Source organism: Streptomyces sp. NBC_00459, assembly GCF_036013955.1.
Classification (GTDB): domain Bacteria; phylum Actinomycetota; class Actinomycetes; order Streptomycetales; family Streptomycetaceae; genus Streptomyces.
In genome coordinates this window covers 4697606-4719940 of sequence record NZ_CP107903.1, presented here as the reverse complement: position 1 = coordinate 4719940, position 22335 = coordinate 4697606, and the positions used below count along the sequence as shown (strand labels likewise).

The 22335-nt window shown below is 71.1% G+C and carries 20 protein-coding genes; 6 read left to right on the top strand and 14 right to left on the bottom strand.

Annotated features, from left to right (window positions below; genetic code table 11):
• Positions 1 to 112: 112 nt before the first annotated feature.
• Positions 113 to 3421, top strand: a complete 3309-nt coding sequence (locus OHN74_RS20600) for a S8 family peptidase (RefSeq protein ID WP_327696030.1) — start codon at positions 113 to 115, stop codon at positions 3419 to 3421.
• Between the two features lie 93 nt (positions 3422 to 3514).
• On the opposite strand, the gene OHN74_RS20595 is transcribed toward OHN74_RS20600, so the two are convergent.
• Positions 3515 to 3664, bottom strand: a complete 150-nt coding sequence (locus OHN74_RS20595) for a hypothetical protein (RefSeq protein ID WP_327696029.1) — start codon at positions 3662 to 3664, stop codon at positions 3515 to 3517.
• A 325-nt stretch (positions 3665 to 3989) separates the two neighbouring features.
• On the opposite strand from OHN74_RS20595, the gene OHN74_RS20590 reads away from it, so the two are divergent.
• Together OHN74_RS20590 and OHN74_RS20585 are read left to right on the top strand one after the other, a co-directional pair.
• The gene (locus tag OHN74_RS20590) at positions 3990 to 4199 is read left to right on the top strand and encodes a hypothetical protein (RefSeq protein WP_327696028.1); all 210 of its coding nucleotides are present in this window, start codon (positions 3990 to 3992) and stop codon (positions 4197 to 4199) included.
• A 63-nt stretch (positions 4200 to 4262) separates the two neighbouring features.
• The gene (locus OHN74_RS20585; protein WP_327696027.1) at positions 4263 to 4640 is read left to right on the top strand and encodes a hypothetical protein; all 378 of its coding nucleotides are present in this window, start codon (positions 4263 to 4265) and stop codon (positions 4638 to 4640) included.
• Positions 4641 to 4880: 240 nt separating this feature from the next.
• Here OHN74_RS20585 and OHN74_RS20580 read toward each other — a convergent pair whose 3' ends face one another.
• Entirely contained in the window at positions 4881 to 5597 is a 717-nt protein-coding gene (locus OHN74_RS20580; protein ID WP_327696026.1) for a hypothetical protein, read from the bottom strand.
• A gap of 142 nt (positions 5598 to 5739) precedes the next feature.
• On the opposite strand from OHN74_RS20580, the gene OHN74_RS20575 reads away from it, so the two are divergent.
• Positions 5740 to 6282: a hypothetical protein gene (locus OHN74_RS20575; RefSeq protein ID WP_327696025.1), complete on the top strand. Its 543-nt coding sequence runs from the start codon at positions 5740 to 5742 to the stop codon at positions 6280 to 6282.
• A 71-nt stretch (positions 6283 to 6353) separates the two neighbouring features.
• Here the strand turns inward: OHN74_RS20575 and OHN74_RS20570 are convergent, their stop codons facing one another.
• Positions 6354 to 7379, bottom strand: coding sequence for a Rieske 2Fe-2S domain-containing protein (locus OHN74_RS20570; protein WP_327696024.1), 1026 nt, complete (start codon positions 7377 to 7379; stop codon positions 6354 to 6356).
• A gap of 313 nt (positions 7380 to 7692) precedes the next feature.
• Here OHN74_RS20570 and OHN74_RS20565 point away from each other — a divergent pair, with 313 nt between their 5' ends.
• Positions 7693 to 8856: a 4-hydroxybenzoate 3-monooxygenase gene (locus tag OHN74_RS20565; RefSeq protein ID WP_327700202.1), complete on the top strand. Its 1164-nt coding sequence runs from the start codon at positions 7693 to 7695 to the stop codon at positions 8854 to 8856.
• A 107-nt stretch (positions 8857 to 8963) separates the two neighbouring features.
• Positions 8964 to 10652: a methyltransferase gene (locus tag OHN74_RS20560; RefSeq protein WP_327696023.1), complete on the top strand. Its 1689-nt coding sequence runs from the start codon at positions 8964 to 8966 to the stop codon at positions 10650 to 10652.
• Between the two features lie 31 nt (positions 10653 to 10683).
• On the opposite strand, the gene fabG is transcribed toward OHN74_RS20560, so the two are convergent.
• The 11 genes from fabG to OHN74_RS20505 form a co-directional block, all read right to left on the bottom strand.
• Complete coding sequence (fabG, locus tag OHN74_RS20555; protein WP_327700201.1) at positions 10684 to 11400, bottom strand: 3-oxoacyl-ACP reductase FabG; 717 nt, start codon at positions 11398 to 11400, stop codon at positions 10684 to 10686.
• A gap of 74 nt (positions 11401 to 11474) precedes the next feature.
• On the bottom strand, positions 11475 to 13058 hold the full coding sequence (locus OHN74_RS20550; protein WP_327696022.1) for an MFS transporter: 1584 nt from the start codon (positions 13056 to 13058) through the stop codon (positions 11475 to 11477).
• Entirely contained in the window at positions 13046 to 14515 is a 1470-nt protein-coding gene (locus OHN74_RS20545; RefSeq protein WP_327696021.1) for a class-II fumarase/aspartase family protein, read from the bottom strand. The genes OHN74_RS20550 and OHN74_RS20545 overlap by 13 nt, the downstream gene beginning before the upstream one ends.
• Before the next feature lie 5 nt (positions 14516 to 14520).
• Positions 14521 to 16542: an FAD/NAD(P)-binding protein gene (locus OHN74_RS20540; protein WP_327696020.1), complete on the bottom strand. Its 2022-nt coding sequence runs from the start codon at positions 16540 to 16542 to the stop codon at positions 14521 to 14523.
• Positions 16539 to 17465, bottom strand: a complete 927-nt coding sequence (locus OHN74_RS20535) for an NAD-dependent epimerase/dehydratase family protein (protein WP_327696019.1) — start codon at positions 17463 to 17465, stop codon at positions 16539 to 16541. Before OHN74_RS20535 ends, OHN74_RS20540 begins: the two co-directional genes overlap by 4 nt.
• A 5-nt stretch (positions 17466 to 17470) precedes the next feature.
• Positions 17471 to 18028: a hypothetical protein gene (locus OHN74_RS20530; RefSeq protein WP_327696018.1), complete on the bottom strand. Its 558-nt coding sequence runs from the start codon at positions 18026 to 18028 to the stop codon at positions 17471 to 17473.
• Positions 18025 to 19695, bottom strand: coding sequence for a class I adenylate-forming enzyme family protein (locus tag OHN74_RS20525; protein ID WP_327696017.1), 1671 nt, complete (start codon positions 19693 to 19695; stop codon positions 18025 to 18027). Before OHN74_RS20525 ends, OHN74_RS20530 begins: the two co-directional genes overlap by 4 nt.
• Positions 19682 to 20440 (bottom strand): hypothetical protein, encoded by a 759-nt coding sequence (locus tag OHN74_RS20520; RefSeq protein WP_327696015.1) that lies wholly within the window; start codon positions 20438 to 20440, stop codon positions 19682 to 19684. The genes OHN74_RS20525 and OHN74_RS20520 overlap by 14 nt, the downstream gene beginning before the upstream one ends.
• Entirely contained in the window at positions 20437 to 21741 is a 1305-nt protein-coding gene (locus tag OHN74_RS20515; RefSeq protein ID WP_327696014.1) for a beta-ketoacyl-[acyl-carrier-protein] synthase family protein, read from the bottom strand. The genes OHN74_RS20520 and OHN74_RS20515 overlap by 4 nt, the downstream gene beginning before the upstream one ends.
• Positions 21731 to 22015 (bottom strand): acyl carrier protein, encoded by a 285-nt coding sequence (locus OHN74_RS20510; protein ID WP_327696013.1) that lies wholly within the window; start codon positions 22013 to 22015, stop codon positions 21731 to 21733. The genes OHN74_RS20515 and OHN74_RS20510 overlap by 11 nt, the downstream gene beginning before the upstream one ends.
• Positions 22012 to 22287 (bottom strand): acyl carrier protein, encoded by a 276-nt coding sequence (locus OHN74_RS20505; protein ID WP_327696012.1) that lies wholly within the window; start codon positions 22285 to 22287, stop codon positions 22012 to 22014. The genes OHN74_RS20510 and OHN74_RS20505 overlap by 4 nt, the downstream gene beginning before the upstream one ends.
• Positions 22288 to 22335: the final 48 nt, after the last annotated feature.

The window sequence follows — 22335 nt, the reverse complement described above, 5'->3', positions numbered from 1 at the left end:
TTTGTTTCTTTGTCCCGTCCGCCGGGCTGCTTTGCCATGCCCGAAGGTCCGGAGAGAAAGGCATGCCTTGAATCACCGAAAGAGGCGAGCGGGTGAGGCTTCGGCTCTCGCCGTGCTCACCGCCGCCGCCCTTACCGCCGCTCTGCTCGGCGCCCCGGAATCCGGGGCCGCGCAGTCCGGCAGCGGTACGGCCGGCACGGCCCCCACCCTTGGCAAGGCCAGGACCGTAACCCTCGTCACCGGCGACCGGGTCACCCTGGACGCCACCGGACAGGTCACCGGCGTGCGGCCCGGCAAGGGCCGGGAAGGCACCACGTTCCGAATAGCGCGGAACGCCGACCGTACCTACGTCGTCCCGCGTGACGCCGAGCGGCTCCTCGCGAACGGCACCGCCGACCGGCGGCTGTTCGACGTGACGCAGCTGGTCGAGTGGGGGTACGACGACGCGGCGCGCCCCGACCTCCCGCTGATCGTGACGTACGCCGAGGGCCGCACCCTCGCGCCGAGCGCGCTGTCCGCCGCCGGGGCCCGGGTGAGCCGGGACCTGCCCAGCGTCAACGGGGACGCGCTGAAGGCCCGTAAGTCGGAGGGCGCCGGGCTGTGGGAGACGCTCACCGGCAGCGGGGGGACGGCCCGGGAGAGGTCGGCCGCCGCCGACCGGGTCGAGAAGATCTGGCTGGACGGGAAGGTCGAGGCAGCCCTCGACAGGAGCACCGCCCAGATCGGCGCCCCCGAGGCCTGGGCGGCCGGGTACGACGGGACGGGCGTCAAGGTCGCAGTACTGGACACCGGGGTCGACGGCACGCACCCGGACCTGAAGGGCCGTATCGACGCGGCGAAGAACTTCTCCGACGCGGCGGACACGGTCGACCGGGTGGGCCACGGCACGCATGTCGCCTCGACGGTCGCGGGCTCCGGCGCGCACTCCGGGGGGAAGTACAAGGGGGTCGCCCCGGGCGCCCGGCTGATCAGCGGCAAGGTACTCGACGACAGCGGCGACGGCGAGGAGTCCGCTGTCATCGCCGGTGCGCAGTGGGCCGTCGCGCAGGGCGCCAAGGTGGTCAACCTGAGCCTGGGCGGTCCCGACAGCCCGGGTGACGATCCCGTCGAACAGGCGGTGGACGAGCTGTCCGCCTCCTCCGGCGCCCTCTTCGTGATCGCCGCAGGCAACGAGGGCCCCGCCGCCGGCACGATCGGCTCGCCGGGCAGCGCCGCCGCCGCGCTCACCGTGGGCGCGGTGGACCGTATCGACGCGATGGCCGAGTTCTCCAGCCGCGGCCCGACAGCGGACGGTTCCCTCAAGCCCGACCTCACCGCCCCCGGCGTCGACATCGTCGCCGCGAAGGCCGCCCAGGGCACGGAGGGCGACCCGGCCGCCGACGGCTACGTCTCGAAGAGCGGTACGTCGATGGCGACCCCGCATGTCGCGGGCGCAGCCGCGATCCTCGCCCAGCGCCACCCCGACTGGACCGGCGAGCGCATCAAGGCGGCGCTCACCGCGTCCGCCGAACCCACCGCCGGTGTCTCGGCGTTCGCGCAGGGCACGGGCCGTACGGACATCGTCCGCGCCCTCGACCAGCAGCTCACCACTACGCCCGCCACCATCGGCTTCGCCGCCCAGCAGTGGCCGCACACCGACGACCGGCCGATCGCCAGGACCGTCACCTACCGCAACGACGGCGACCGCCCCCTCACCCTCGACCTGACCACCGAGGCGTACGGCGAGGACGGAAAGCCCGCCGCCGAGGGCATGTTCGAGGTCTCGCCGAAGCAGCTCACCGTCCCGGCGGGCGCCACCGCGACCGCCCAGGTCACCGCCGACACCAGCGCGGGCACGGCCGACGGCGCCTTCGGCGGCTCGGTCACCGCGACGGACGGCGCCGGCACCACCGTACGGACCGGTATCGGCGTACAGCGCGAGGTCGAGTCGTACAACCTGACCGTCAAGCACCTGGACCTGCAGGGCAAGCCCGCCGCCCGCTCGGAGACCGGGGTGCAGGCTCTGGACGGCGGGATCTGGAGCGACTACGCGGACGACACGGACGGCGAGTTCACCGTACGGCTGCCCAAGGGCCGTTACAGCCTCGAAGGCCGTATCGACACGGGCGCCACCCCCAGGACCGGTGACCTGGCCCTCCTCCTGAACCCGAAGTTCTCGCTCACCCGTGACACCAGACTCGTCATGGACGCCCGCAAGGCCGAGCCGATCCGGATCACCGTCCCGGACAGCAAGGCCAAGGAGACCGACAGCACCCTCAACTACGGGGTCGACATCGGCGGGTACCGGAGCATCTCCACGTACATGGGCAGCTTCAGCAGGCTGCGCGTCGGGCAGTTCGGCGCCAGGCTGCCCGCGAACGAGGCGTTCGCGCAGTACAACGGCACCTGGACGCACGGCAGTACGAACTACCGGCCGGCCTGGAACCGTACCGGCGATCTGTCGGGCTTCACCGCGAACCTGAAGCACGTGCAGTTCGCCAAGATCACGCTCGCCGCCGGATCGCCGCTCAAGGGCAAGACGGGTGGGCTCGTCGCCGCGCCGATCACGCCGGGCGGCCCCTGGTTCGACCTCTCCCCGACCGACATCTCCCTGCCGGCCGGCCTCACCGAATACGTCCTGCCGGGCGTGAAGTGGCGGTACGCCATCACGCAGAACAGCGGCACGGACGAGTACGGCGACCCGGTGTGGGACGCCGGTCAGTGGACCGCGAAGCCCCGTTCGTACAGCGCGGGCAAGCAGTACACCGAGCGCTTCAACACGGGCGTCTTCGGCCCGCACCTCACGGGCCCGCTGCCGGACGGCGAGGACCGTCCCGGCGCGGTGCGCGTCGGCGACACCTTCCTGGCCTACCTTCCGCTGTTCTCCGACGGAGCCGGCCACGTCGGTGACTCCCGCTACGGCAAGGCCAGGAGCACCCTGTACGCGGGCGCCGAGCAGGTGTTCGCCACGAACACCGACCTGGCCGGCGTCTCGTACGAACTCCCCGCCGCCAAGCGCACGTTCCGCCTCACCACGGACGTCTCCCGCCCCACCTCGCTCTCCTCGGTGAGCACCCGGGTCGCCGTCGAGTGGACCTTCACCTCCGCGCACGTCACCGGCGTCGGGCAGCGGCTGCCGCTGTCGGTGGTCCGCTTCACCCCCAGGCTGAGCGCGGCGAGCACGGCCAAGGCGGGTACGCGCTTCTCGGTCCCGTTCACGGTCGAGGGCGCGGCCACCGCACGCACCGCCCGCAAGCTCGCCTTCTCCGTCTCGTACGACGACGGCCGGACCTGGCACCCGGCGAAGGCGGTCGACGGCAAGCGCCTCGACCTGCGGCACCCGGCGAAGGCGGGCACGGTCTCCCTGCGCGTGACCCTCAGGGACACGGCCGGCAACACCCTGAAGCAGACGATCCATCGGGCCTATCGGACCGTCAAGTAGGCCGAAAACAAGGGGGGTTGCTTCCGTCGCATGCGAGCGACGGAAGCAACCTCCCTTGTTTGTATGCCTGTTCGTGTGATTGCTCGTGTGCTGTTACGGCTCGACGGTCAGGACGGTCGAGCCGACCGTGTCGGTGCCGTCGCCGAGGGGCTCCGGAAGGGCGGCGAGGGAGGGGTTGCCGGGGTCGATCCCGGTGTCGATGACACCGAGGATGAGGCCCCGGCCCGGGTGTTGCTGGGGCAAGGTGGTGCCTTTCCCGAATGGAGTGGTCAAGTCCCCGAGATCGAGGTCATCTTGCGACTGTGGGCTTGCTGCGAGAAAGCTCCACGGAGTTCGCCGGCTACTTTCCAGTAGTGATTCTCTGGCCCGTCAGGTGGTTACACGTTCAAATGGCAAATGAAAAAGGTTGGTTGGCCTCCTGGTGAATGTCATGGAATGCCACGATAATCGCCCGATGGTGCCAGTGAATTTACGCCACCTTTGCCTCCGGAGTGCCTTAACTCTCAACAACTTGGCATCACTTGAGCAAAGCTGGGATCCAGCATCCCTTCAGCTCCAGGGACTTCGCATGACCCCCACCACCCCCCACCCCACCCCGACCCCGCGTGAGAGGCGAGCGGTCGGTCTGGTCGTGGCCGCCGGTCTGCTGACCGTGCTCGCCGCCGCCGGACCCGTACCCCTCGCCTACGCCGCCGACCACCCGTCCGGCATCGTCCTGAACGTCACCGACCCGGCCGCCGACGCGAGCACGATGATGATCGGCAGGACCGCGCCGTAGGGCTGCGCCGGGCGCCCGCGGCAACTCCACTGTGGTGGAGCGGCCGTCGGGCATCATGACCTCATGACAAAGCTGCCCGAACAGTCGATCGGTTGTACCTCTTCTGGTTCAGTGCTTTCGTTGTGGTCTCAGGACTCCGTGTTGTCGATCGGCTCAGTGGGGTCGGTGCTGTCGGTGGGGTCCGTAGGTTCGGCCCTGTCCATCGGCTCGATCGGAAGTGCCCTGTCGGTCGGCTCGATCGGCTCCGCCCTGTCGCTGATCTCAACCGGGTCGTGGCTGAGCACGGGATCGCTGTTCTCCGCCCAGTCGCGGTGGTCGGTGCTGTCCTGGCGGTCCACCGGCGGTTTCCTGGCCGTGGGAGCGGTGGGGGTGGCGGCCGGGGGTGCCCTGTTGCTGTCCCGGATGCCGTCACTCGGCGCGGCGAGCAGGAAGCGGTCCTGATCGACAGCCAGGGTGCCGGCACCTGCGTGAGCAGCGGAGAGCACCGAGGAGGCGTGGCGAGGGATCGCCGCGACCTCCATGCGCGCTCTCCCCACTCCCCACTCCACACCTGCTCCGGTCCTGCCCCGGCCACGGTGAAGGCATTTGGCCAAGGGGATGGCTAGGTCGTCGATGCCCCGGTCACCGATGGCCTGGTGACCGACGGGGCGGTCCTCACGGGTGATTTCCCGTAGTCGGTCCTCAGCGTTCTCGGTCGGCGGTCTTCCGTGGATCGTCCGCCAGAATCAGGTCGGTGAACCGCCGTACCTGTTCCTCGGCGGACTGGTCGCGGACGGTGAGCAACTCGTATCCGTACAGATCTGCGTGCTCGCCCGGTCCTCGGTCCTCGTGGAACTGGACATCGACGCCCTCGGACCCTGCGAGTTTCGCGGGGAGGCCGGGCTTCGCGCGTCGTGGCGAGACACTCGTGAGGACGCAGCCCCAGCGTTCGAACCAGCCACTGTCCGCCAGGGCTTCGTCGAGAAGTCGGGCGGTGGTGTCCACCGGCTCCTCCCAGCTGCGGTCCGCGGCGGCCCGCGCGAGTTCGGCCTCGTACTGGGCGCTGTCGAAGTGGAAGTCCCTCGGCACGGCGGTCATGTCGCTGGTGTTCTCCCAGGCGTCCCAGATCACCCGGTCGCCCTCGCGGCGCATGGTGACATACAGGGCGCCGCAGCAGCCGGCCGTACAGATCGGCTCGGTGATCATGATCCTGCGGGGTTTCTCCGTGACCGCCAACGGCCAGCTCTCGGCCGGGCCCGTCCAGTCCCGGCAGCTGCGTGCATACCCGTCCGGGTGGACCTCGTTCATGACGTCCACGCCGTCGACAAGAGGCCTTACCTCGGCCCAGGGATCCACCGCCCATTCGTCCGGGATCCTGTGCTGCAAGGTCAAGGTGCTGATCGTCAGCTGATCGGCCATACACACATGATCCGTGAACACCGGGTGGCCGCCTACTCAATTCCTGGCGGTGAGCCCGGAACGGTCGCCGAGGTGACCCGAACCGAGCGCTCTGGAAGTACAGTTGACGGCGTTCAGCGCGCGGGCAGTACGGGGGGAAGCGATGGACAGGTTGCTGCACCACGAGCTACGGGCGTCCTTGACCGCCTTGCTCGCCGTGGCCGTCAGTGCGGTGGTCGTGGGTCTCGTACGAGGGTTCCCTGCGGTGCGGATCAGCGACCGTTCGGTGCAGACCTTCGCGGGCTTTCTCGCGATCTGGGCGCTGTTCACGTTTCTCGAGAACACCCGGATCAAATGGTTCGGTGAGGTACGCGACTTCGACGCCGCGACTCCGCTGGCCCCCGAGACGGTCCTGCCCACCGAGGACTTCTGGCACGACCGACCCGTCCAGCCGGGTTTCCTCCTGGTGCTTCTGGTGCCGGCTCTGGGCATGGCCTTCTTCTTCGGACCGTGGATTTGTCTGGCGCCCTTGATGGTGGGTCTGGGATGGGCGGCGAAGGCCGCACGGGTCGCCCACTGGGAACGCAAGTACGGCCGGGTGCTGTGGCGGGGCCGCGTCGGGAGCAGCCCCTGGGAGCTGTCGTGCTCCCAGGCCGGCCCCCAAACGCCGGCTCGAACCGCGACAGACGCCCCGCCTGCCGACTGAGCAGCGGGGCCCCGCCTGGCGGCTCGGACTCCAGGGGCGATCGAGGCCCGCCCCGATCGAGCCCCGCCGCTCTACGGCGCAGTCCGGACCGGCTCGTCGCTCCCTGTCCGTCCGACGGTTTCGGCATCAGCCCCGGCCCCGGCCGACAGCTCCGGCTGGCGCGCCCCCGGAATCGTCACCTCAGCCGGATAGAACTGTGCGTACCACCGCCGCAGCGCCCTGATCCCCTTCTCGTGCGGAAGCAGGACCGGGCGGGCCTGGTGGATCTTGTGGTCCCAGATCTCGACCTCCTCCCGTACCTCGCCCAGGGCCTCCGCGCGGAAGACGAGCTTGAGGAAAGGTGTCAGGAAGGGGAGCCGGGCCGGTTTGCGCAGGTAGTACAGCATCCGGAGTTCGCTGGTGCGGTCGTCGATCGGGGTGGTGAGGGCGACCGCGGTCACCGACAGGACGGGGCCGTGCACGCGGACCACCATGACGCCCGGGCCGTACATGAAGGCGTCGAAGGTGTTGTTGATGTCCCAGCGGAGGACGCGTCGGGCGATCCGGCCGCGGGCCTCGGCGTACGGGCCGTCCTGGCTCCAGTCCTGGACGGGGGGTTCGACCTGGCCGTGGATGTAGTGGAAGTGGGACTCGTCGACGATGTTCTCGCGCATCTCCTGCACGTGGATGCGCGCCCGGCAGGTGTCGTCGATCGGGGCGGCGTAGTCCTTGGACTTCGTCTCGGGGATCTCCGGTACCTCCCACGACGGCTCGCCCGGTCCGACGTGGACGAGGACGAGTCCGCTGTGTTCACGGACCGGGAATCCGCCGAGGGACACCTTGGGGGTGCGGGCGGCGAACGGTGCCTCGACGCACTTGCCGTCCGTACCGAACCGCCAGCCGTGGAACGGGCACACCACCGTGCCGTCCACGACCTTCCCACCGGCGCCCAGGTGTGCGCCGTAGTGGGGGCAGTGCGCGTCCCGGACGGTCGCCTGCCCGTCGGTCCCGCGGAAGGCGATGAGCGCCCGGCCGAAGTAGTGGAGGCTGACGACCTTGCCCGGCGGCAGCTCGGCGCTGCGGAGCACGGCGTACCAGCCGTACGGAACGAACGGCATCGGGTACTCGTCGGCTCGCGGGTCGCGGGGGAGGGACGCGACTGCGACTGTGTCATGACTCCGCCAGAAACGCATGTGGCGATGCTAGGTCCTCTCGTCACTTTCCCGGGTGCCCCACGACAACAGGATTCAGGGCCGGTCCGGAGCCCCGCTCTCTCAGCGGTTCGGGTCGCCGTTCAGGTTGTCGTTCGAGTTGTCGTTCGAGCCGGGCATTCGGGTGATTCATGCGCTGACATGGACTTCTGGCTACTTAGCATCTAGTTCCGTGACAGTTGGGAAGAGGCGGCGGCGACCGGCCGACCACGTGGCCGATGTGGTCGTCCTCGGGGCAGGGCCGGCCGGGCTCGTGCTCGGCAACATCCTTGTGGACCGGGGGATCGACTGCGTCGTCCTGGAGCGGGCCGAGCGCACGCATGTGCAGACGCGGGCCCGTGCCGGGTTCCTGGCCGCCAACACCGTACGGATCCTGGAACGGCACGGTCTCACCGAGGGGTTGCGGCGGCGCGGGCAACTCCACAGCACCTGCGAGTTCCGTACCGAGGACGGCCGGTTCCGGCTGGACTACAGCGGGCTCGGGCAGGGGGAGCGGCACACCGTCTACCCCCAACAGGAGCTGGTGACCGACCTGTTGACGCGGTTCCTGGAACGTGGCGGACAACTCCGTTTCGGTGTCGAGGCATTGGCCGTACGCGACGCCGACAGCGAGCGGCCCGAGGTGGATGTGCGCGACGCCGACGGGCGGCCGGGCCTGTGGCGGGCGCGGTACGTGGCCGGCTGCGACGGCCGGCACGGCGCGGCCCGGCGTTCACTGCCGCCAGGCACGGTCCGCCACCACCGCGATCACGGCGTGACCTGGCTCGGCCTGCTCGCCGAGGCGCCGCCCAGTCTGGACGCCGTCGGATACGCGGTGCACGAGCGCGGGTTCGCCGGGCACATGGCCCGCACGAGCGAGGTCACCCGCTACTACCTGCAGTGCGAGCGCGGCACCCGGGCCGACGACTGGTCCGAGGAACGGATCTGGGACGAGCTGGAGTTGCGGATGCGGGCGCGGGAGTACGGCCCGCTGCGCCGCGGGCGCGTCGTGCAGCGATCCGTCGTCGACCTGGAGTCCGACGTGCTCGAACCGTTGCGCCACGGCGCGCTGTTCCTCGTCGGCGACGCCGCCGGTCTGATCAGCCCGTCCGCCGCGAAGGGCGCCAATCTCGCGGTCCTCGAAGCGTCTCTCCTGGCCCGCGCCCTGATCGACGACCTCACCCTCGGGGATCCCGAGGGCCTCGACGCCTACTCGGCGCGGAGTCTGGTCCACATCTGGCGTGCGCAGGAGTTCTCGCACTGGATGATCGGGCTGCTGCACGGCCCGTCCGGCGCGGACGCCGAGTCGCTGTTCCACAACTCCCTGCGCCGCTCCCGCCTCACCTCACTGCGCACCTCGCGCAGCCACCAGGACTGGTTCGCCGAGCACTACGTCGGCGTATAGCCCGCCGCCCCCGAACTCCACCCCTGCGAACTCCACCCCTGCGAACTCCACCCCTGCGTACGTCCGTACGCACGTATCCGAACCCCGGAATGAGGCTCCCCCCGCAAATGATCACGGCATTGTCGGGCGATACGTCCCGCCTGCGCGCGACGGTCGACTTCGTCAAGGAACAGGACACCGCCACTCTGCTTCCGCTCCTGCTTCCCGGGCTCGACGGCCCGGAACTGCGGAGTCTCGTGGAGCGCTGCGAGTTCCGGCACGCTGCGCTGCTCGTCTTCCCGCCGGACGAGGCGGCGTTGGACACCACGCTCGCCGACTGCGGACTCGTCGCGGACGGGCCGCCGCAGCCGAGTGTCGTCGTGCGCGAGCGTCTCGCCGTACGGCACAACCGGAGTACGGCGGACCTCGACGTCGGCATTCTGCGCCCGGTGGTGGAGTGCCCGGACGGGGCGCGGCGCATGGTCGAGGTGTTCGCGCTGACCGTGCCACCCGGGTCGGACCTCGGCACGGTCGCCGCGCACGAGCGGGAGCGGCAGCACGAGTCGCATGTCGCCTTCGAGGTCGAGGCACCGGATCCGTTGGTGCTGCGCGGCCTGTGCGCGGTTTTCGGACAGTACGGGGCCACCCCCAGCGGCGGCGGCTACAACCCGCACGAGAACGGCACGGTGTTCTACTTCACCGCGCCCGCAGAGTCCAAGGCCGGTTACCGGCAAGTGGAGTTGTACGTCCCCGGTGACCATCGCGACATCCTCGCCGCCCACCTCGACGAGCACCGCGGGCGCCATCCCGCCGAGATCCTGCTGCGCCTGCTGACCGGGGCGTGGACGACGCAGGCCCTGGCCGCGTTCGCGCGGCTGGAGGTACCCGACGCGATGGCCGAGGACCGGAGCGTCGGCCTGGCGGAACTGGCGCACGGCGTCGGTGCGTTCGAGCCGAACCTGGCAACCCTGCTGCGCTACCTCACCATGCTCGGCGTGGTCAGCGAGGACCGGGACGGTTTCCGGCTCACGGACACCGGCGCTCTGCTGCGCGCGGACGCGGAAGGGTCGATGCGGTCGCTGGCTCTGATGTACGGGGGACCGTTCTACGAGTCCTTCGCCGGACTCGGGCACACCGTGCGCACCGGACAGGTCGCCTTCGAGCAGCGCTTCGGCGAGAACCACTTCGACCACTTCGTCCGCGATCCCGAACTCGCCGAACTCTTCGACCGGTCGATGGCCGCCGGTTCACGGATGTTCGACCCGCTGCCCACCCACCCGGTCCTCGCCGGGGCGGACGAAGGGGCCACCGTGGTCGACATCGCGGGCGGCAGCGGGGAGTTGCTCAGCCGAATCCTTTCCGCACACCCCCGCCTGCGCGGCGTCCTGCTGGAGCGCCCGCACACCGTCGAGACAGCCCGTGTCCTCCTCGGCGCGGCCGGCCACGCGGCGCGGTGCACCTTCCGGGCGGGCGACTTCGCGGACGTACCCGCGGGCGGCGACGTCTACGTCCTGTCCCGCGTCCTGCACGACTGGGACGACGACCGCTGCCGCGAGATCCTGCGTCACTGCGCCCGCGCGATGTCCGACAGCGCCGATCTGCTCGTCGTCGAACGCGTTCTGCCCGCCGACGGATCCGCCTCGCTGGCCACGGCCTGGGACCTGCACATGATGTGCAACGTCGGCGGACGGGAACGGCGCGCCGACCACTACGCCCGGCTGTTCGCCGACGCGGGCCTCACCCTGGTGGGCCGGGTACCTCTGCCCCTGGACGGCAACGTGCTGCACGTCCGCAGGACCGGGACGCCTGACGCCTGACGTCGGGTTGCGGGGTTGCGGGTGTGCCGCCTCAGTGCCCCAGCCCCGCACCCCCGTCCACCGGAATCACGGCCCCTCGCACATACCCCGCCCCCGCCAGGAACGCCACCGCGTCCGCGACCTCGTCCGGCCGGGCGAGCCGTCCCGCCGGGGTCCGGCGGAGCAGGTCGCGGCGCTGGTCCGGGGTGAGGGCGGCGCTCATGTCCGTCTCGGTGAGTCCGGGTGCCACCACGTTGCACGTGATGTCCCGGGGGCCCAGCTCCCGGGTGAGTGAGCGGGCGAAGCCGATCAACCCCGCTTTGGCCGCGGCGTAGTTGGTCTGGCCGGCGGAGCCGTGCAGGGCCGCCGTGGACGAGATGAGGACGATACGGCCGTGACCCTCGCGGAGCATGCCGCGCACAGCGCGCTGGGTGGCACGGAAGGCTCCGGTGAGGTTGGTGTCGATGACCGAGGTGAAGTCCGCCTCCGTCATCCGCACCAGCAGACGGTCGTTCGAGGTGCCCGCGTTGGCGACCAGGACCGTCACCGGGCCGTGTGCCGCCTCGGCCTCCTTGAAGGCCCGGTCGACCTGCTGACTGTCCGTCACATCGCAGCGTACGGCGAGCAATCCCTCAGCCTCGGGGGGCGGTTCGCCTCGGTAGGTCACCGCGACCCGGTCGCCGGCCGTCGCGAAACGGCGGGCTATGGCCAGCCCGATCCCCCTGTTCCCGCCAGTGACGAAGACCGAACGAGGCGTCGCCTGCGCCATCATGGCTTCCCTTTCCATATCCCCCTCCATGTCCCTCTCCCTCTCCCTCTCCCTCTCGCTCTTCTCCGCCGTCGTCATTTCCTCGTCCGTGTGCGCAGGCCCGCCACCGACACCGCGAAGCCGACGAGGGCCAGGGCGGCGATGGAGAGGGTGGTGGCGTACATCGCGTCGAGGAAGGCGCGGTCGGCGGTCGTCGCCAGTTCCGGTAGGCGGAGGGATTCGGCGAGTGAGCGGGCCGCCTCGGCCGAGGTGCGGGCCTGCTCCGCAGCCGCCGGGGGCAACTCGCGTACAGAATCGGGTAGTTCGGCGGTGTCCGACATGCGTGACCGGTACACCCCGGAGAGGATCGAACCGGCCATCGCCACCCCCAGTGTGCCGCCGACCTGACGCGTGACGCTGTTGACTGCCGAGCCGGCGCCCGCGAGTTGCGGCGGCACCCCGCTCATCATGACGGCCGTGACCGGCGTACCGACCAGGCCCATTCCGAAGCCCTGGATCCACAGCAGCGCGGCGATGAACCAGAGCGGGGTGCTGCCGTCCAGCCAGGCGTACGCGATGTACGTGACCGCCGTGGCCAGGACTCCCGACGCCACCGTCCAGCGGGCCGTCAGCAGACGGCTCGTCGCGGGGGACGCCTGGCTGCCCAGGACGATGCCGATCGCGGCGGCGATCATCACCAGTCCGGCGTCGGAGGGGGACAGCCCGCGGGGTCCCTGGAGGTAGAAGGCCGCGTAGAAGAGGTGACCGGCCAGTGCCATGAACGCGATCAGCAGCACCACGCTCCCGGCCGCGAACCCGGGCCGGCGGAAGAGCCGTACGTCCAGGCTGGGGGCGGGCGACCTGCGCTGAGCGGCGACGAACGCGGCCAGCAGAGCGCCGCCCAGGAGGAGGGGGAGGAGGACGTGGGAGCCGTACCAGGTCCGGCCGTTGCCCAGTTCGATGATGCCGTAGACCACCCCGCCGAGGCCCAGGACCGAGAGCGTCAGGCCGGGCAGGTCCAGCTGTCTGCGCCTCGGGCCCTTCAACTCCGGTACGACGGCCGCCACTCCGGCCATGCACAGTGCCACGATCGGTACGTTGACCAGGAACACCGAGCCCCACCAGAAGTTGCCGAGCAGCGCCCCGCCGACCACCGGGCCCACAGCCACCCCCAGACCGCTGGACGAACTCCAGATCGCGATCGCCCGGGTGCGTTTCTCCTCCGGAGTGGTCTGCACGATCACCGACAGCGTCGCCGGCATCAGCAGCGCGCTGCCCGCGCCCATCCCGGCCCGCGCCACGATCAGCCAGCCGGGCGACGAGACGAAAGCACCGGCTCCCGAGGCCGCGCCGAACAGTGCAAGGCCCGCGAGGAGTGTGGTCCGGGGGCCGAAGCGGTCGGCCAGCGCACCGCCCGCGAAGAGGGCACCGGCGAAGACCAGGGTGTAGGCGCTCGCCACCCACTCCAACTCGGCCGGGGTCGCGCCCAGTCCGTCCGCCGGGTCGGCCAGGGTGGTGACGGCGACGTTGAGGACCGAAGTGTCCAGCCAGATCAGCATCTGCGCGCAGACGACGACCAGGAGGACGGGCCACGACGGCGGTCGACCGGCCTTCCCCGTAGCGTCAGGAGCACCCGCGGCACCTGGTCCGCTCACATCGCTCGCTCTCACTTCGCCCATCGGACGACGCCTCCGTTGCCCTCGTATGTACGCAGTGCTCGGTCGATCAGCGCGTCCGCCGCGCCCGTGTAGCGGGTCGGGTCGAGCAGGTCCGAAAGGTGGGCGGGGGTGAGTCCGGCCGCCAACTCCGGTTGTGCGGCGAGGATTTCGGTGAGCGGGCGGCCGGTGGCGGCCGACTCGGCCGAGGCCGCCGACAGGAGCTTCTTCGCGTGCGCCTTGCCGAGCAACGGGGCCAGTACGACCGCCAGTCGCTCGGTGACGACGGCTCCGCCGGTCAGTTCGAGGTTGGCCAGCATGCGGTCCGGGTGGACGATCAGGCCCTCCGCCAGCTCCACCGCCGTGTGCGCCGCGCCGCCCGCCAGCCGCAGTGCCTCCCGCAACGGCTGCCACTCGGCGTGCCACGCCCCGGCGGGGCGTTCGTCCTCCGCCAGCAGACACTGGGCCAACACCAATGCGTACGCCGGGACTTGGCGGGCGGCCGACACGATGAGGGTGGCGAGGGCCGGGTTGCGTTTCTGTGGCATCGCGGACGAGGCGCCGCGTCCCTCCGCCGCCGGTTCGGAGACCTCGCCGATCTCCGTACGGGACAGTGTCTGCACGTCCAGCGCGAACTTGCCGAGCGCCCCGGTGACCAGCTGAAGTGCCGCGCCCAGTTCGGCGATCGGCGTGCGTACGGTGTGCCACGGCAGCGTCGGCTCCGCCAGCCCGAGGGCCTTCGCGAACGGAGCCAGCAACTCGACTCCGGCCTCCGCTCCGGCCACCACTCCACCCTCGTCCCCGGACGCCCTTCCCGCCCCGCCGTCCAAGGTCGCGTACTCGCGATACGCGGCCAGCGTGCCCGCCGCACCGCCCAGTTGGGCCGGCAGCGCGGACGCCACCGCCCGTACTCGCGTGCGGGCGTCCGTGACGAGCTGAAGCCAGCCCGCCGCCTTCAGACCGAGGGTGGTGGGAACCGCGTGCTGGGTCAGGGTGCGGCCCGCCAGGACGGTGTGGCGATGGGTGTCGGAGAGGGTGGCCAGGGCGGTGGCGGTGCGTTCGAGGTCGGTGGCGATCAGGGCGAGTACGCGGCGGGCGATCAGCATCGCCGCCGAGTCGAGGATGTCCTGGCTGGTCGAACCCCGGTGTACGTAGTCGGCGGCGGCCGGGTCCTTGGCGGCGACCGCCTCGGTGAGGGCCGTGACCAGCGCGACGACCGGGTTGGCGGCGGCTCGGGCCGCGTGGGCCAGGGCGACCAGGTCGAGGCGGTCCGCGTGTGCCTCCGCGGCGATCGTCGCCAGTGCCTCGGTGGGTGTCAGCCCGACCTCGAACTGGGCCTGGGCCAGCGCCACTTCGACGTCCAGCATGGCCTGGAGCCACGCCTCGTCGGTCACCTCGGCCGCCGCGGGCGTACCCGCCCAGGTGGGCGCGAGCAGCCCCGAGTCGGTGCCCACGGAGGCGGAAGTCGTCCTCCCGTTCATGCGCGTCAACTCCCCGTGAAACTGGTCTGAGGGACAGTCATGGCTGGTTGCTGCGGCAGCACTTCGGACTTCTCCAGCCCAAGTACCGCCCGTGCGATCGCGTCCGAGTCCTCCAGCGTCACCGAGCCCACGCCCGGTCTGATGCCGACCGCCGTCACCCAGCGCACCCCCTCCGTCGGCACCCCGAAGGCGAACCGGCGCGGGTGCGGTCGCCCCGCCGCGTCCAGCAGCCGGGGCGCACCGTCGGTCACCGCCATCCCGCCCGTCTCATGGGTCTTGTGGCCGCCCGGCCGGTACGGGACGCACCCGCCCGCAGCCAGCAGCCCCCGCAGCAGCGGACTGGCGCTGCGCCGCAGGTCGATGTCGGGCAGCCGAGCCTCGACCAGCGCCCTGACCAGCACCGGCGCCTCGGCCACGCCCTCCGCGTCCACGAGGAAACCGGCGTGCCCGAACCCGCCTTCACCGTCCGTCGGACGCACCCGCATCCCCGGACCGACCACGTGCAGCACCTCGGCCTCGATCAGCGCGATCAGCTGCTCGATCCGGAACGCGGGCGGGCCGATCGACGTGAACGCGTTCAACGGCGTGTACCAGCCGTCCAGTTCGGCCCGGTACGACTCGCCGACGACCCCGCCGTGGTCGACCACCAGCCGGACCTCGTTGCGCAGGTCACGCAGCGCGTCCAGCGCCGCCTTCAGCGGGCCGTTCACATTGCCGAGGCGGGCGGCTGCGACGTCCTGCCGCAGATGTCCCAACAGCCAGTGCCGGAAGTCGGCGCGGTCCGTGAAGTGCCTTTTCCCGTAGGGCCGTTCAATGCGCTGCCAGTCCCAGCGCTCGTCCGGCGGTATGTCGTACCGGTCGAGGAGGACCGACTCGGTCTCGCGGCCCGCGTAGCAGGACCGCACGAACTCCGCTGCCGCCCAGGGGCCTTGGGCGGCCCGGATCCACGCCTCGTAGTAGACGGTCCGGACCTCGCGGTCGATCAGGGGCCAGATGTCCGTACGGAAGCCGACGGGGCGTTGCCGCAGGCCGGCGATGACCTCCGGGGTAAGGAAGCGGGGGTGGTGACGGCCGAGCGCGCCCTTCTCGTTCTCGCCGCGCGCGTGGTACGGCACTCCGCGTCTCGAACCGGCGTACAGAACAGGCTCGTTGCCGCTCGGGATGTACACGAGCCCGGTGCCCCGGCCGTCCCGGTCGTCGCCCTGCTTGAACGTGCCGCCGCGGCCCTCGGTGAGCAGGGACAGCTGGTCGAAGAAGTTCAGCCCGAGTCCGCGCAGGGCGACAGGGCTGCCGGGCAGGAGGGCGCTCAGGTCGGCGTCGGCCGGGTTGGCGGGACTCACGTAGGCCACTCCCGAACCAGAACCGGTACGGGTACGGGAACCGGTGCGTGCGTGGCGGGTGGCGAAGGAGTGCAGGGCGCGTTCCTCCGGGCTCGGGGTCAACTTGCCGTGTCCCAGGGCGAGTACGACCGCGTCCAGGCCGGTGAGCCGTTCGCCGTCCGCCAGGGTCACCGTCTGGCTGCCGTCCGGGCCGTCGGCCAGCGAGGTCGCGGTCGTCCGGTGCGTGCGGACCGTGACCTCGGGCGGGGCGGTTCGTAAGAGGTGCCGGAAGACCCACTCCAGGTAGTGGCCGTGGAAGGCGCGGGTCGGATAGGTGTCCGGGCCGAGGCTCCGCGCCTCCGCCAGGACCCCGGCCGGATGCCCCTCGGGGCCCAAGGTGCGCGCCCACTCGTACAGGCTCGGGCCCGGGATCGACGGGCCCGCGCACGGCACGCTGTCGTCGGTGAACAGGGTCACCTGGGAGGAGACCGTGTTCATCAGCAGCTCGGACGGCTGGTCGGTGCGCCACACCGCGCCCGGGCCGGGCGGGTACGGGTCGACGAGGTGGACCACGACCGCGGGGCCCGCCTGGCCCGCGTTGGCGCACAGCCGCTCCAGGACCGAGAGGCCGCGCGGCCCGGCACCGATCACGCACACGACGACGGCACCGCGGGCGCCGCCCGAAGAGCCTGGCCCGGGTCCGGTCATTCCTGGCCCAGCCCGTCGCGCCAGCTCGGCCGCACCGGCTTCCAGCCCAGTTCCGTACGCGCCCGGGCGTTGGACGCGCCGGCCGCCGAGGTGAGCTGGTGGGCCATGAACCAGCCGAGCAGCCGGGGAGCCATCGCCGCCGGGACCGTACGCGGCGGCGGGGCGTCGAGCGCATGGGCGAAGTGCGGCAACCACTGGGCGGCCGGGGCCGGTTCGTCGTCCGTGATGTGGAAGGCCCCGGTGGCCTCCGACTCCGCGGCAGCCACCGCCGCCCCCACGGCGTCCTCCACATGCAGGAACGAGGTGATCCCGGCCCCGCCCTCGGGCAGCGGCAACTTCCCCGCCAGCACCCGCTGTCCGGTGCCGCCGGTACGGGCGTACGCGGTGCCGGGGCCGTACAGCGTCCCGTACCGCAGCACCAGCCCGCGCAACTCCGTTTCTCCGGCGAGCACTTGTGACTCCAGCGAGGCCACGGCCCGTACGGTGGCCGCCCAGCCGGGGTCCGGGGCGTCCACGTACAGCGGTGCGTCCTCGTCGACGACCGGGTCTCCGGTCGGCGCGGCGGCGAAGGCGATGGACTGCGCGACCAGTCGTCGGGCACCGGCCGCGCGGGCCGCCGCCAGCAGGTTGGCGGTGCCCTCGGTGCGCAGCCGCGCGGTCCGCGCGAAGGCCTCCGGCGGGTCGTCGCGCAACAGCCGCAGCGCCGACAGCTGATGGACGACCACCTCGGGCCGTACGTCCGTCAGGGCGGCCAGCAGCGCTTCCCGGTCGAGGGCGTCGGCGACCACCATCGCGTCCGCCTCCGGAGCGCGGGTCCGGGACTCCTCCCGTACCAGCGCGCTCACTTGGTGGCCCCGCGCCCGCAGCGCGCCCACCAGTGGATGTCCGACCACTCCGGTGGCTCCGGCGACAAGTATCCGCACGGTGTTCAGTCCTCCGTACCGTCGTGAGCAAGGGGGGTGCGTACGCGCATGAGCAGGCGGCACGCCTTGTCGCCGTCGCGCAGGCACGACTCGGCGCGGTTCTCCGTCAAGGTCACGCCGAGGCCCTCGGACCAGCCCGCGTGGATGTCGGTGCACGGGCACCGGTAGCCGTCCAGCGAACCGGCCATCCGCACCATGGTGACGGCGAAGCTGCGGCGCAGGGTGAGGACGATCAGGCCGTCCTGCTCCGTCACGTCCTCGACCTCCGTGGACGCGTTGCGCAGTTCCGGCGGGAACATGCGGTCGCCGCAGTCGTCGTACCGGCGGCGCAGTTCCTCCAGGTCCTTGTGGGTGTCGCCGGTGGCGGGGAGCGGGCCGGCGAGGCGGCCGACGCGCTGTCCGACGTGCGTCGCGACCTTGCGCAGCGCCTCGGCGTTGAGCTCGTTCGCGGCCTCCTGCCCGAACCGGCTCGCCACCCCCTGGTACCAGTTTGCGTCGTGCTGCCACCACAGCCGGTACGCCTCCCCGGCCCGGGCACGGTAGTTGACGTCCTCCGTGCTCATCGCTGCTCCTTGGGCGAGGAAGCGGCGAAGCGGTCGCGCATCACCCGTTTGAGGACCTTGCCGGTGGCGCCCTTGGCGACGTCTTCGGGCTTCATGCGCAGGGCGCGGGTGACCGGGGGGAACGCGGACGCCTTGAGGGCCGTATTGACCAGCTCGGTCAACTCCGCGTCGCTGCCGCCTACTTCGTCCGCGAGTTGGAGCAGCGCGTACGCCTCCGCCACTCCGTCGCCGTCCCAGTCCGCCCGTACGCCGTCGTCGGCGACCCCGACGACCGTGCAGTCGGCCAGTTCGGGGAGTTCGCGGAGCAGGAGTTCCTCGGTGCGGGTGCTGAAGACGACGCCGGCGGAGGTACGGATGGCGTCCGGGGCGCGGTCCAGGTGGTAGAAGTTGCCGTCCTCGTCCTGGTGGGCGAGGTCGCCGGTGAGCCAGTAGCCGCCGAGGCGCATCCGGTTCCAGGTCAGCGAGTCGTTCCAGTAACCGGGCGTCAGCGTCGGGGACCTGAGGCCGAGGCGTCCGATTTCGCCGGGCGGCAGCGGGGTGCCGTCCTCGGCGAGTACGGCGGCCTCGGCGAAGCTGATCGGTCTGCCGATGCAGCGGGAGTAGGCCGAGGTGTCCTTGGTGTGCCGGTTGTGGAAGACGGAGTAGCCGGCCTCGGAGGAGCCGAGCCCGTCGACGAAGACGGAGCCGTCGAGCTGTACGCGCCGCAGGTCCTTGCCGATTGTCCGGTGGCTGCCGTGCTGGACGAGGGCCCGGATGTGCGATTCGTGCGCCGCGTCCCCCGTGTTGAACCACACCTGGACGCTGGACAGGTCGCGCCTGGTCAGATCCTCGGCGGCCATCTCGCCGAAGGTCCCGGCGAAGGCCAGCACGGTGGTGGGCCTGAACTCCTCGATGGCGTCCAGTACTTCGGTGCCGCGCTGGCTGGAGAGCAGTTTGATGTCGGTGCGCAGGAGGAGGCAGTACAGCAGGGTCGCCACCATCGCGTTGTGCGCGCCGGGCAGTCCGACCAGGGTGCGTTCCATGTCGGTGCCGGTGGAGTAGCGCAGACGGTGCAGCTGCGCGTACATCAGGGTCCGGTGGGTGTGCGGAACTCCCTTGGGCATACCGGTGGTTCCGGAGGAGTGCGAGATGAGCACCGGGTCGGAGGGGTCGTGCCGGTACGGGTAGGAGGGCGGGAGCGAGGCGCGGTGTTCGGGGCGGATGTCGGCGGCGGTCACGCAGAAGCCGAGGTCGGCGGCGTCCGACGCCAGTACGGCATGGTGCTCGCGGTCCGTGAAGGCACCGACGGCGCCCTGTCGTCGTACGTACTCCCGCGCGATGTCGGGCGGGAGGTTGCCGTTGACGAAGGAGGGGATCGCACCGAGTGAGGTCAGCGCCAGGAAGTTCACCGCGAACTCGGCGCTGGAGTAGGAGTGGAGGGCGACCGGGTCGCGGGGGCGCACTCCCTGGGCGGCGTACCAGCCCGCGTAGGTCTCGACGACCTCCCGCAACTCCCCGAGGGTGAGGTGGGCGGGGCAACTGCCGTCGGGGGCACGCCAGTTGCCGTCCATGCGCAGAACGACCTCGTCGCGTGGACGGTCGTACGCCGCCAGTCGGGCCAGGATGTTGCCGGCGCCCAGTTCGGTGTCGGAGCAGATCCGGGCCCGCTCCTGCCTACTGATGAGCATGGGTGTGGGTCTCCGTCTCGGTACGTGGTTCGGCGTGGGCGGTGGCCAGCTCGAACAGGCTCTGGATACTGCCGAGTTGCCCGGCCGGTCCGGCTGATCCGGTGGACGGGGTGGATCCTGCGGGCCTGAACGACACCTGTGTCCCGGGGGCTGTGTCGTCCGGTCGGCCGAGCAGCATCGCCGCCGCCAGGCCCGCGGACTCGGGGAGGGCCGGGACCGGGCGCCCGCTGTCACCAGCGAGTTCGCGGTGTACGGCGGCCACGCGTTCGCCGCCGCCCAGTTCCACGGCCAGCACCAGGACCCGGTCGAGCTCGGGGTCCTCCAGCAACAGGTCCGCCATGGCCAGCAGTTCGGCCAGTGTGTCGTCGAGGGTGGAGATGCTGAACATCTGCCCGGTGATCCCGAACTCCCGACTCATGTGCCCCAGCACGGAGTTGGCCGTGGCCTGCATGAACAGCAGCGGGTTGTGGACCCGCCCGGACACCATGCGTCGGCTGGCGAGATCCGCGGTGGTGGTGTCACCGGTCAGACTGGCCAGTGCCACGGCGGTACGGTCGCCGTCCCCGGGGTGTGCGGTCAGACACCTGCTGCTCACCTCGTACGCCAGCGGACTGAACGCCGACTCCACGAAGCCGGGCAGCTTCGGCAGCGCGATGTCGTCGTCCCGGCCGGTGTTGTGGGTCGCGGTGGCGGCGGCGAGTACCGACAGCGAGGAACGGAGCGCGGTCTCGTGGGTCGTGGTCACGGCCGCTCCAGGACGAGTGCGGTGTTGGCGCCCCCGAAGGCGGCGTTGATGGTGAGGGCCCGGCGGAGGTCGGCGGGGCGCGGCTCGTTCGGTACGTAGTCGAGGTCGCACTCCGGGTCGGGGCCGCCATAGCCGGCGGTCGGCGGGAGTACGCCGTCCAGCAGGCTCAGCATCGTGATCACGAACTCCACGACGCCCGCCGCTTCCAGGAGGTGGCCGGTCGTGCTCTTGGTGGAGCTGACCGGTATCGACTCGGCGCGCTTCGGGAAGGCGGCGCGCAGGCCCCGGGTCTCGGCGCCGTCGTTGTACTTGGTGCCGGTGCCATGGGCGTTGATGTAGCCGAGGGACGCTCCGTCCGGGTCCCCGGCCTGCCGCATCGCCTGCCGTGCGGCGCGGGCGAGACCGGCGCCCTCCGGATGCGGCTGGGCGATGTGGTGGGCGTCGGTGGCGGCGCCCCATCCGACGACGGACGCGAGCGGCCGGGCCCCGCGCCGCCGGGCGTGCTCGGCCGACTCCAGTACGACGGCGGCGACCCCGTCGCCCAGCAGCAGCCCGCTCCGATCGGCACTGAACGGCCGCACCATGCCGTCCCGCGACAACGCCCGCCCGGAGTCGAACTTCCCGAAGGTCTCCTCCTCGACCAGATACCCGCCCGCGCAGACGGCCGTGTCGATCCGCCCGGAGGAGATCAGCCGGCAGGCATGAATGATCGCGGCGGCCGACGCCACACAGGCATTGGTGAAGGTGAGCCGCGGCCCGGCCAGCCCGAGGCCATCGGCCAGCAACTCGGCCAAGTACGCGGGCACGGCATCGGCGAGGCGACTCGATTCCGGTGCGGGCAGCGACCCGACAGGGGCGCGGGGCTGTGACATTTGCGGCTCCGCCGCGCGGGCCCGACCAGCCACAACGGACCCGTGGCCGTCATCCGACACTCCCCCCGAAGCCGCAGCGGCGGGCACAGATTCCCCGGCCCCCCGCCAATACCGGGTAACGCTCCGATGATCCCCGGCAACCCCCAAAAATACGGCCGCCTCCGCACCGGCGCCCAACCCCGCCATACCGAGCGCCTCATCACCACACAGCCGGAGCGCGTCCCGCAACGCCCACCCCTCGACCCCGTCGACCCTCTCGGCCCCGTCGGGAGCCGCCGCGGCGAACCCCGTCCGGTAAGGCCCGGTGTCGAACCGCGTGGTGGGCCGGAACGCCGGCACCCCCGCGAACACCCCGCGCCGCAGGGCTTCCGCACCCTCGCCGAACGCGGTCCGTACGCCGTATCCGGTCACCGTCACTTCACGCGTCATCCCGGGCGCCCTCCCTCTGGGCGGTACGCAGGTATCCGGTGAGCCGCCGGAGCGACGTCAGCCCGGCGATGTCCTCGTCGGTGGGCTCCACGACCAGGCCGTACCGCTCCTCCACCACATGGAGCAGCCACACCAACCCGAGTGAGTCCAGGACCAGTTCGGCGTCCTCGCCGAGGTCCTCGGGCAGCCCGGGGAAGACCTTGCGGTCCGACAGGAGCTCCCGTACGGAGTCGGTGGTGATGCCGGTGCCGGTGGCCCCCGTGCTCGTACTCATGCCTTCGCACCGCGGCGGACGACCTCGGCGACGAGCCCGCCGAGGGTCAGCGTGGCGAGGGGTTCGATGTCGGTGTCGGGGATCTCGACGCCGAACCGCGACTCCAGTCTCAGCGTGAGTTCGATCAGGCTCAGGGAGTCGACATCCAGGCCGCCGACGGTCACCGGACTGTCGTCGGTGATGCCGTCGCGGCTCAGCAGGATGTTCATGTCGTCGATGACCGCGCTCAGGACGAACTCGCGGATCTCATCTTCCAGGGTCGACGTACTCATGCTCGGTATCTCCAGAAAAAAAGGGGGGAGTGGAGCGCCCCTCATGGG

Bases quoted from the DNA above. Each gene is read 5' to 3' on its own strand.
- OHN74_RS20545 (WP_327696021.1), bottom strand. From the start codon at position 14,515: ATGAACGGGAGGACGACTTCCGCCTCCGTGGGCACCGACTCGGGGCTG.
- OHN74_RS20585 (WP_327696027.1), top strand. From the start codon at position 4,263: ATGACAAAGCTGCCCGAACAGTCGATCGGTTGTACCTCTTCTGGTTCA.
- OHN74_RS20540 (WP_327696020.1), bottom strand. From the start codon at position 16,542: ATGACCGGACCCGGGCCAGGCTCTTCGGGCGGCGCCCGCGGTGCCGTC.
- fabG (WP_327700201.1), bottom strand. From the start codon at position 11,400: ATGGCGCAGGCGACGCCTCGTTCGGTCTTCGTCACTGGCGGGAACAGG.
- OHN74_RS20570 (WP_327696024.1), bottom strand. From the start codon at position 7,379: ATGCCGTTCGTTCCGTACGGCTGGTACGCCGTGCTCCGCAGCGCCGAG.
- OHN74_RS20505 (WP_327696012.1), bottom strand. From the start codon at position 22,287: ATGAGTACGTCGACCCTGGAAGATGAGATCCGCGAGTTCGTCCTGAGC.
- OHN74_RS20515 (WP_327696014.1), bottom strand. From the start codon at position 21,741: ATGACGCGTGAAGTGACGGTGACCGGATACGGCGTACGGACCGCGTTC.
- OHN74_RS20590 (WP_327696028.1), top strand. From the start codon at position 3,990: ATGACCCCCACCACCCCCCACCCCACCCCGACCCCGCGTGAGAGGCGA.
- OHN74_RS20530 (WP_327696018.1), bottom strand. From the start codon at position 18,028: ATGAGCACGGAGGACGTCAACTACCGTGCCCGGGCCGGGGAGGCGTAC.
- OHN74_RS20550 (WP_327696022.1), bottom strand. From the start codon at position 13,058: ATGGGCGAAGTGAGAGCGAGCGATGTGAGCGGACCAGGTGCCGCGGGT.
- OHN74_RS20575 (WP_327696025.1), top strand. From the start codon at position 5,740: ATGGACAGGTTGCTGCACCACGAGCTACGGGCGTCCTTGACCGCCTTG.
- OHN74_RS20580 (WP_327696026.1), bottom strand. From the start codon at position 5,597: ATGGCCGATCAGCTGACGATCAGCACCTTGACCTTGCAGCACAGGATC.
- OHN74_RS20525 (WP_327696017.1), bottom strand. From the start codon at position 19,695: ATGCTCATCAGTAGGCAGGAGCGGGCCCGGATCTGCTCCGACACCGAA.
- OHN74_RS20560 (WP_327696023.1), top strand. From the start codon at position 8,964: ATGATCACGGCATTGTCGGGCGATACGTCCCGCCTGCGCGCGACGGTC.
- OHN74_RS20510 (WP_327696013.1), bottom strand. From the start codon at position 22,015: ATGAGTACGAGCACGGGGGCCACCGGCACCGGCATCACCACCGACTCC.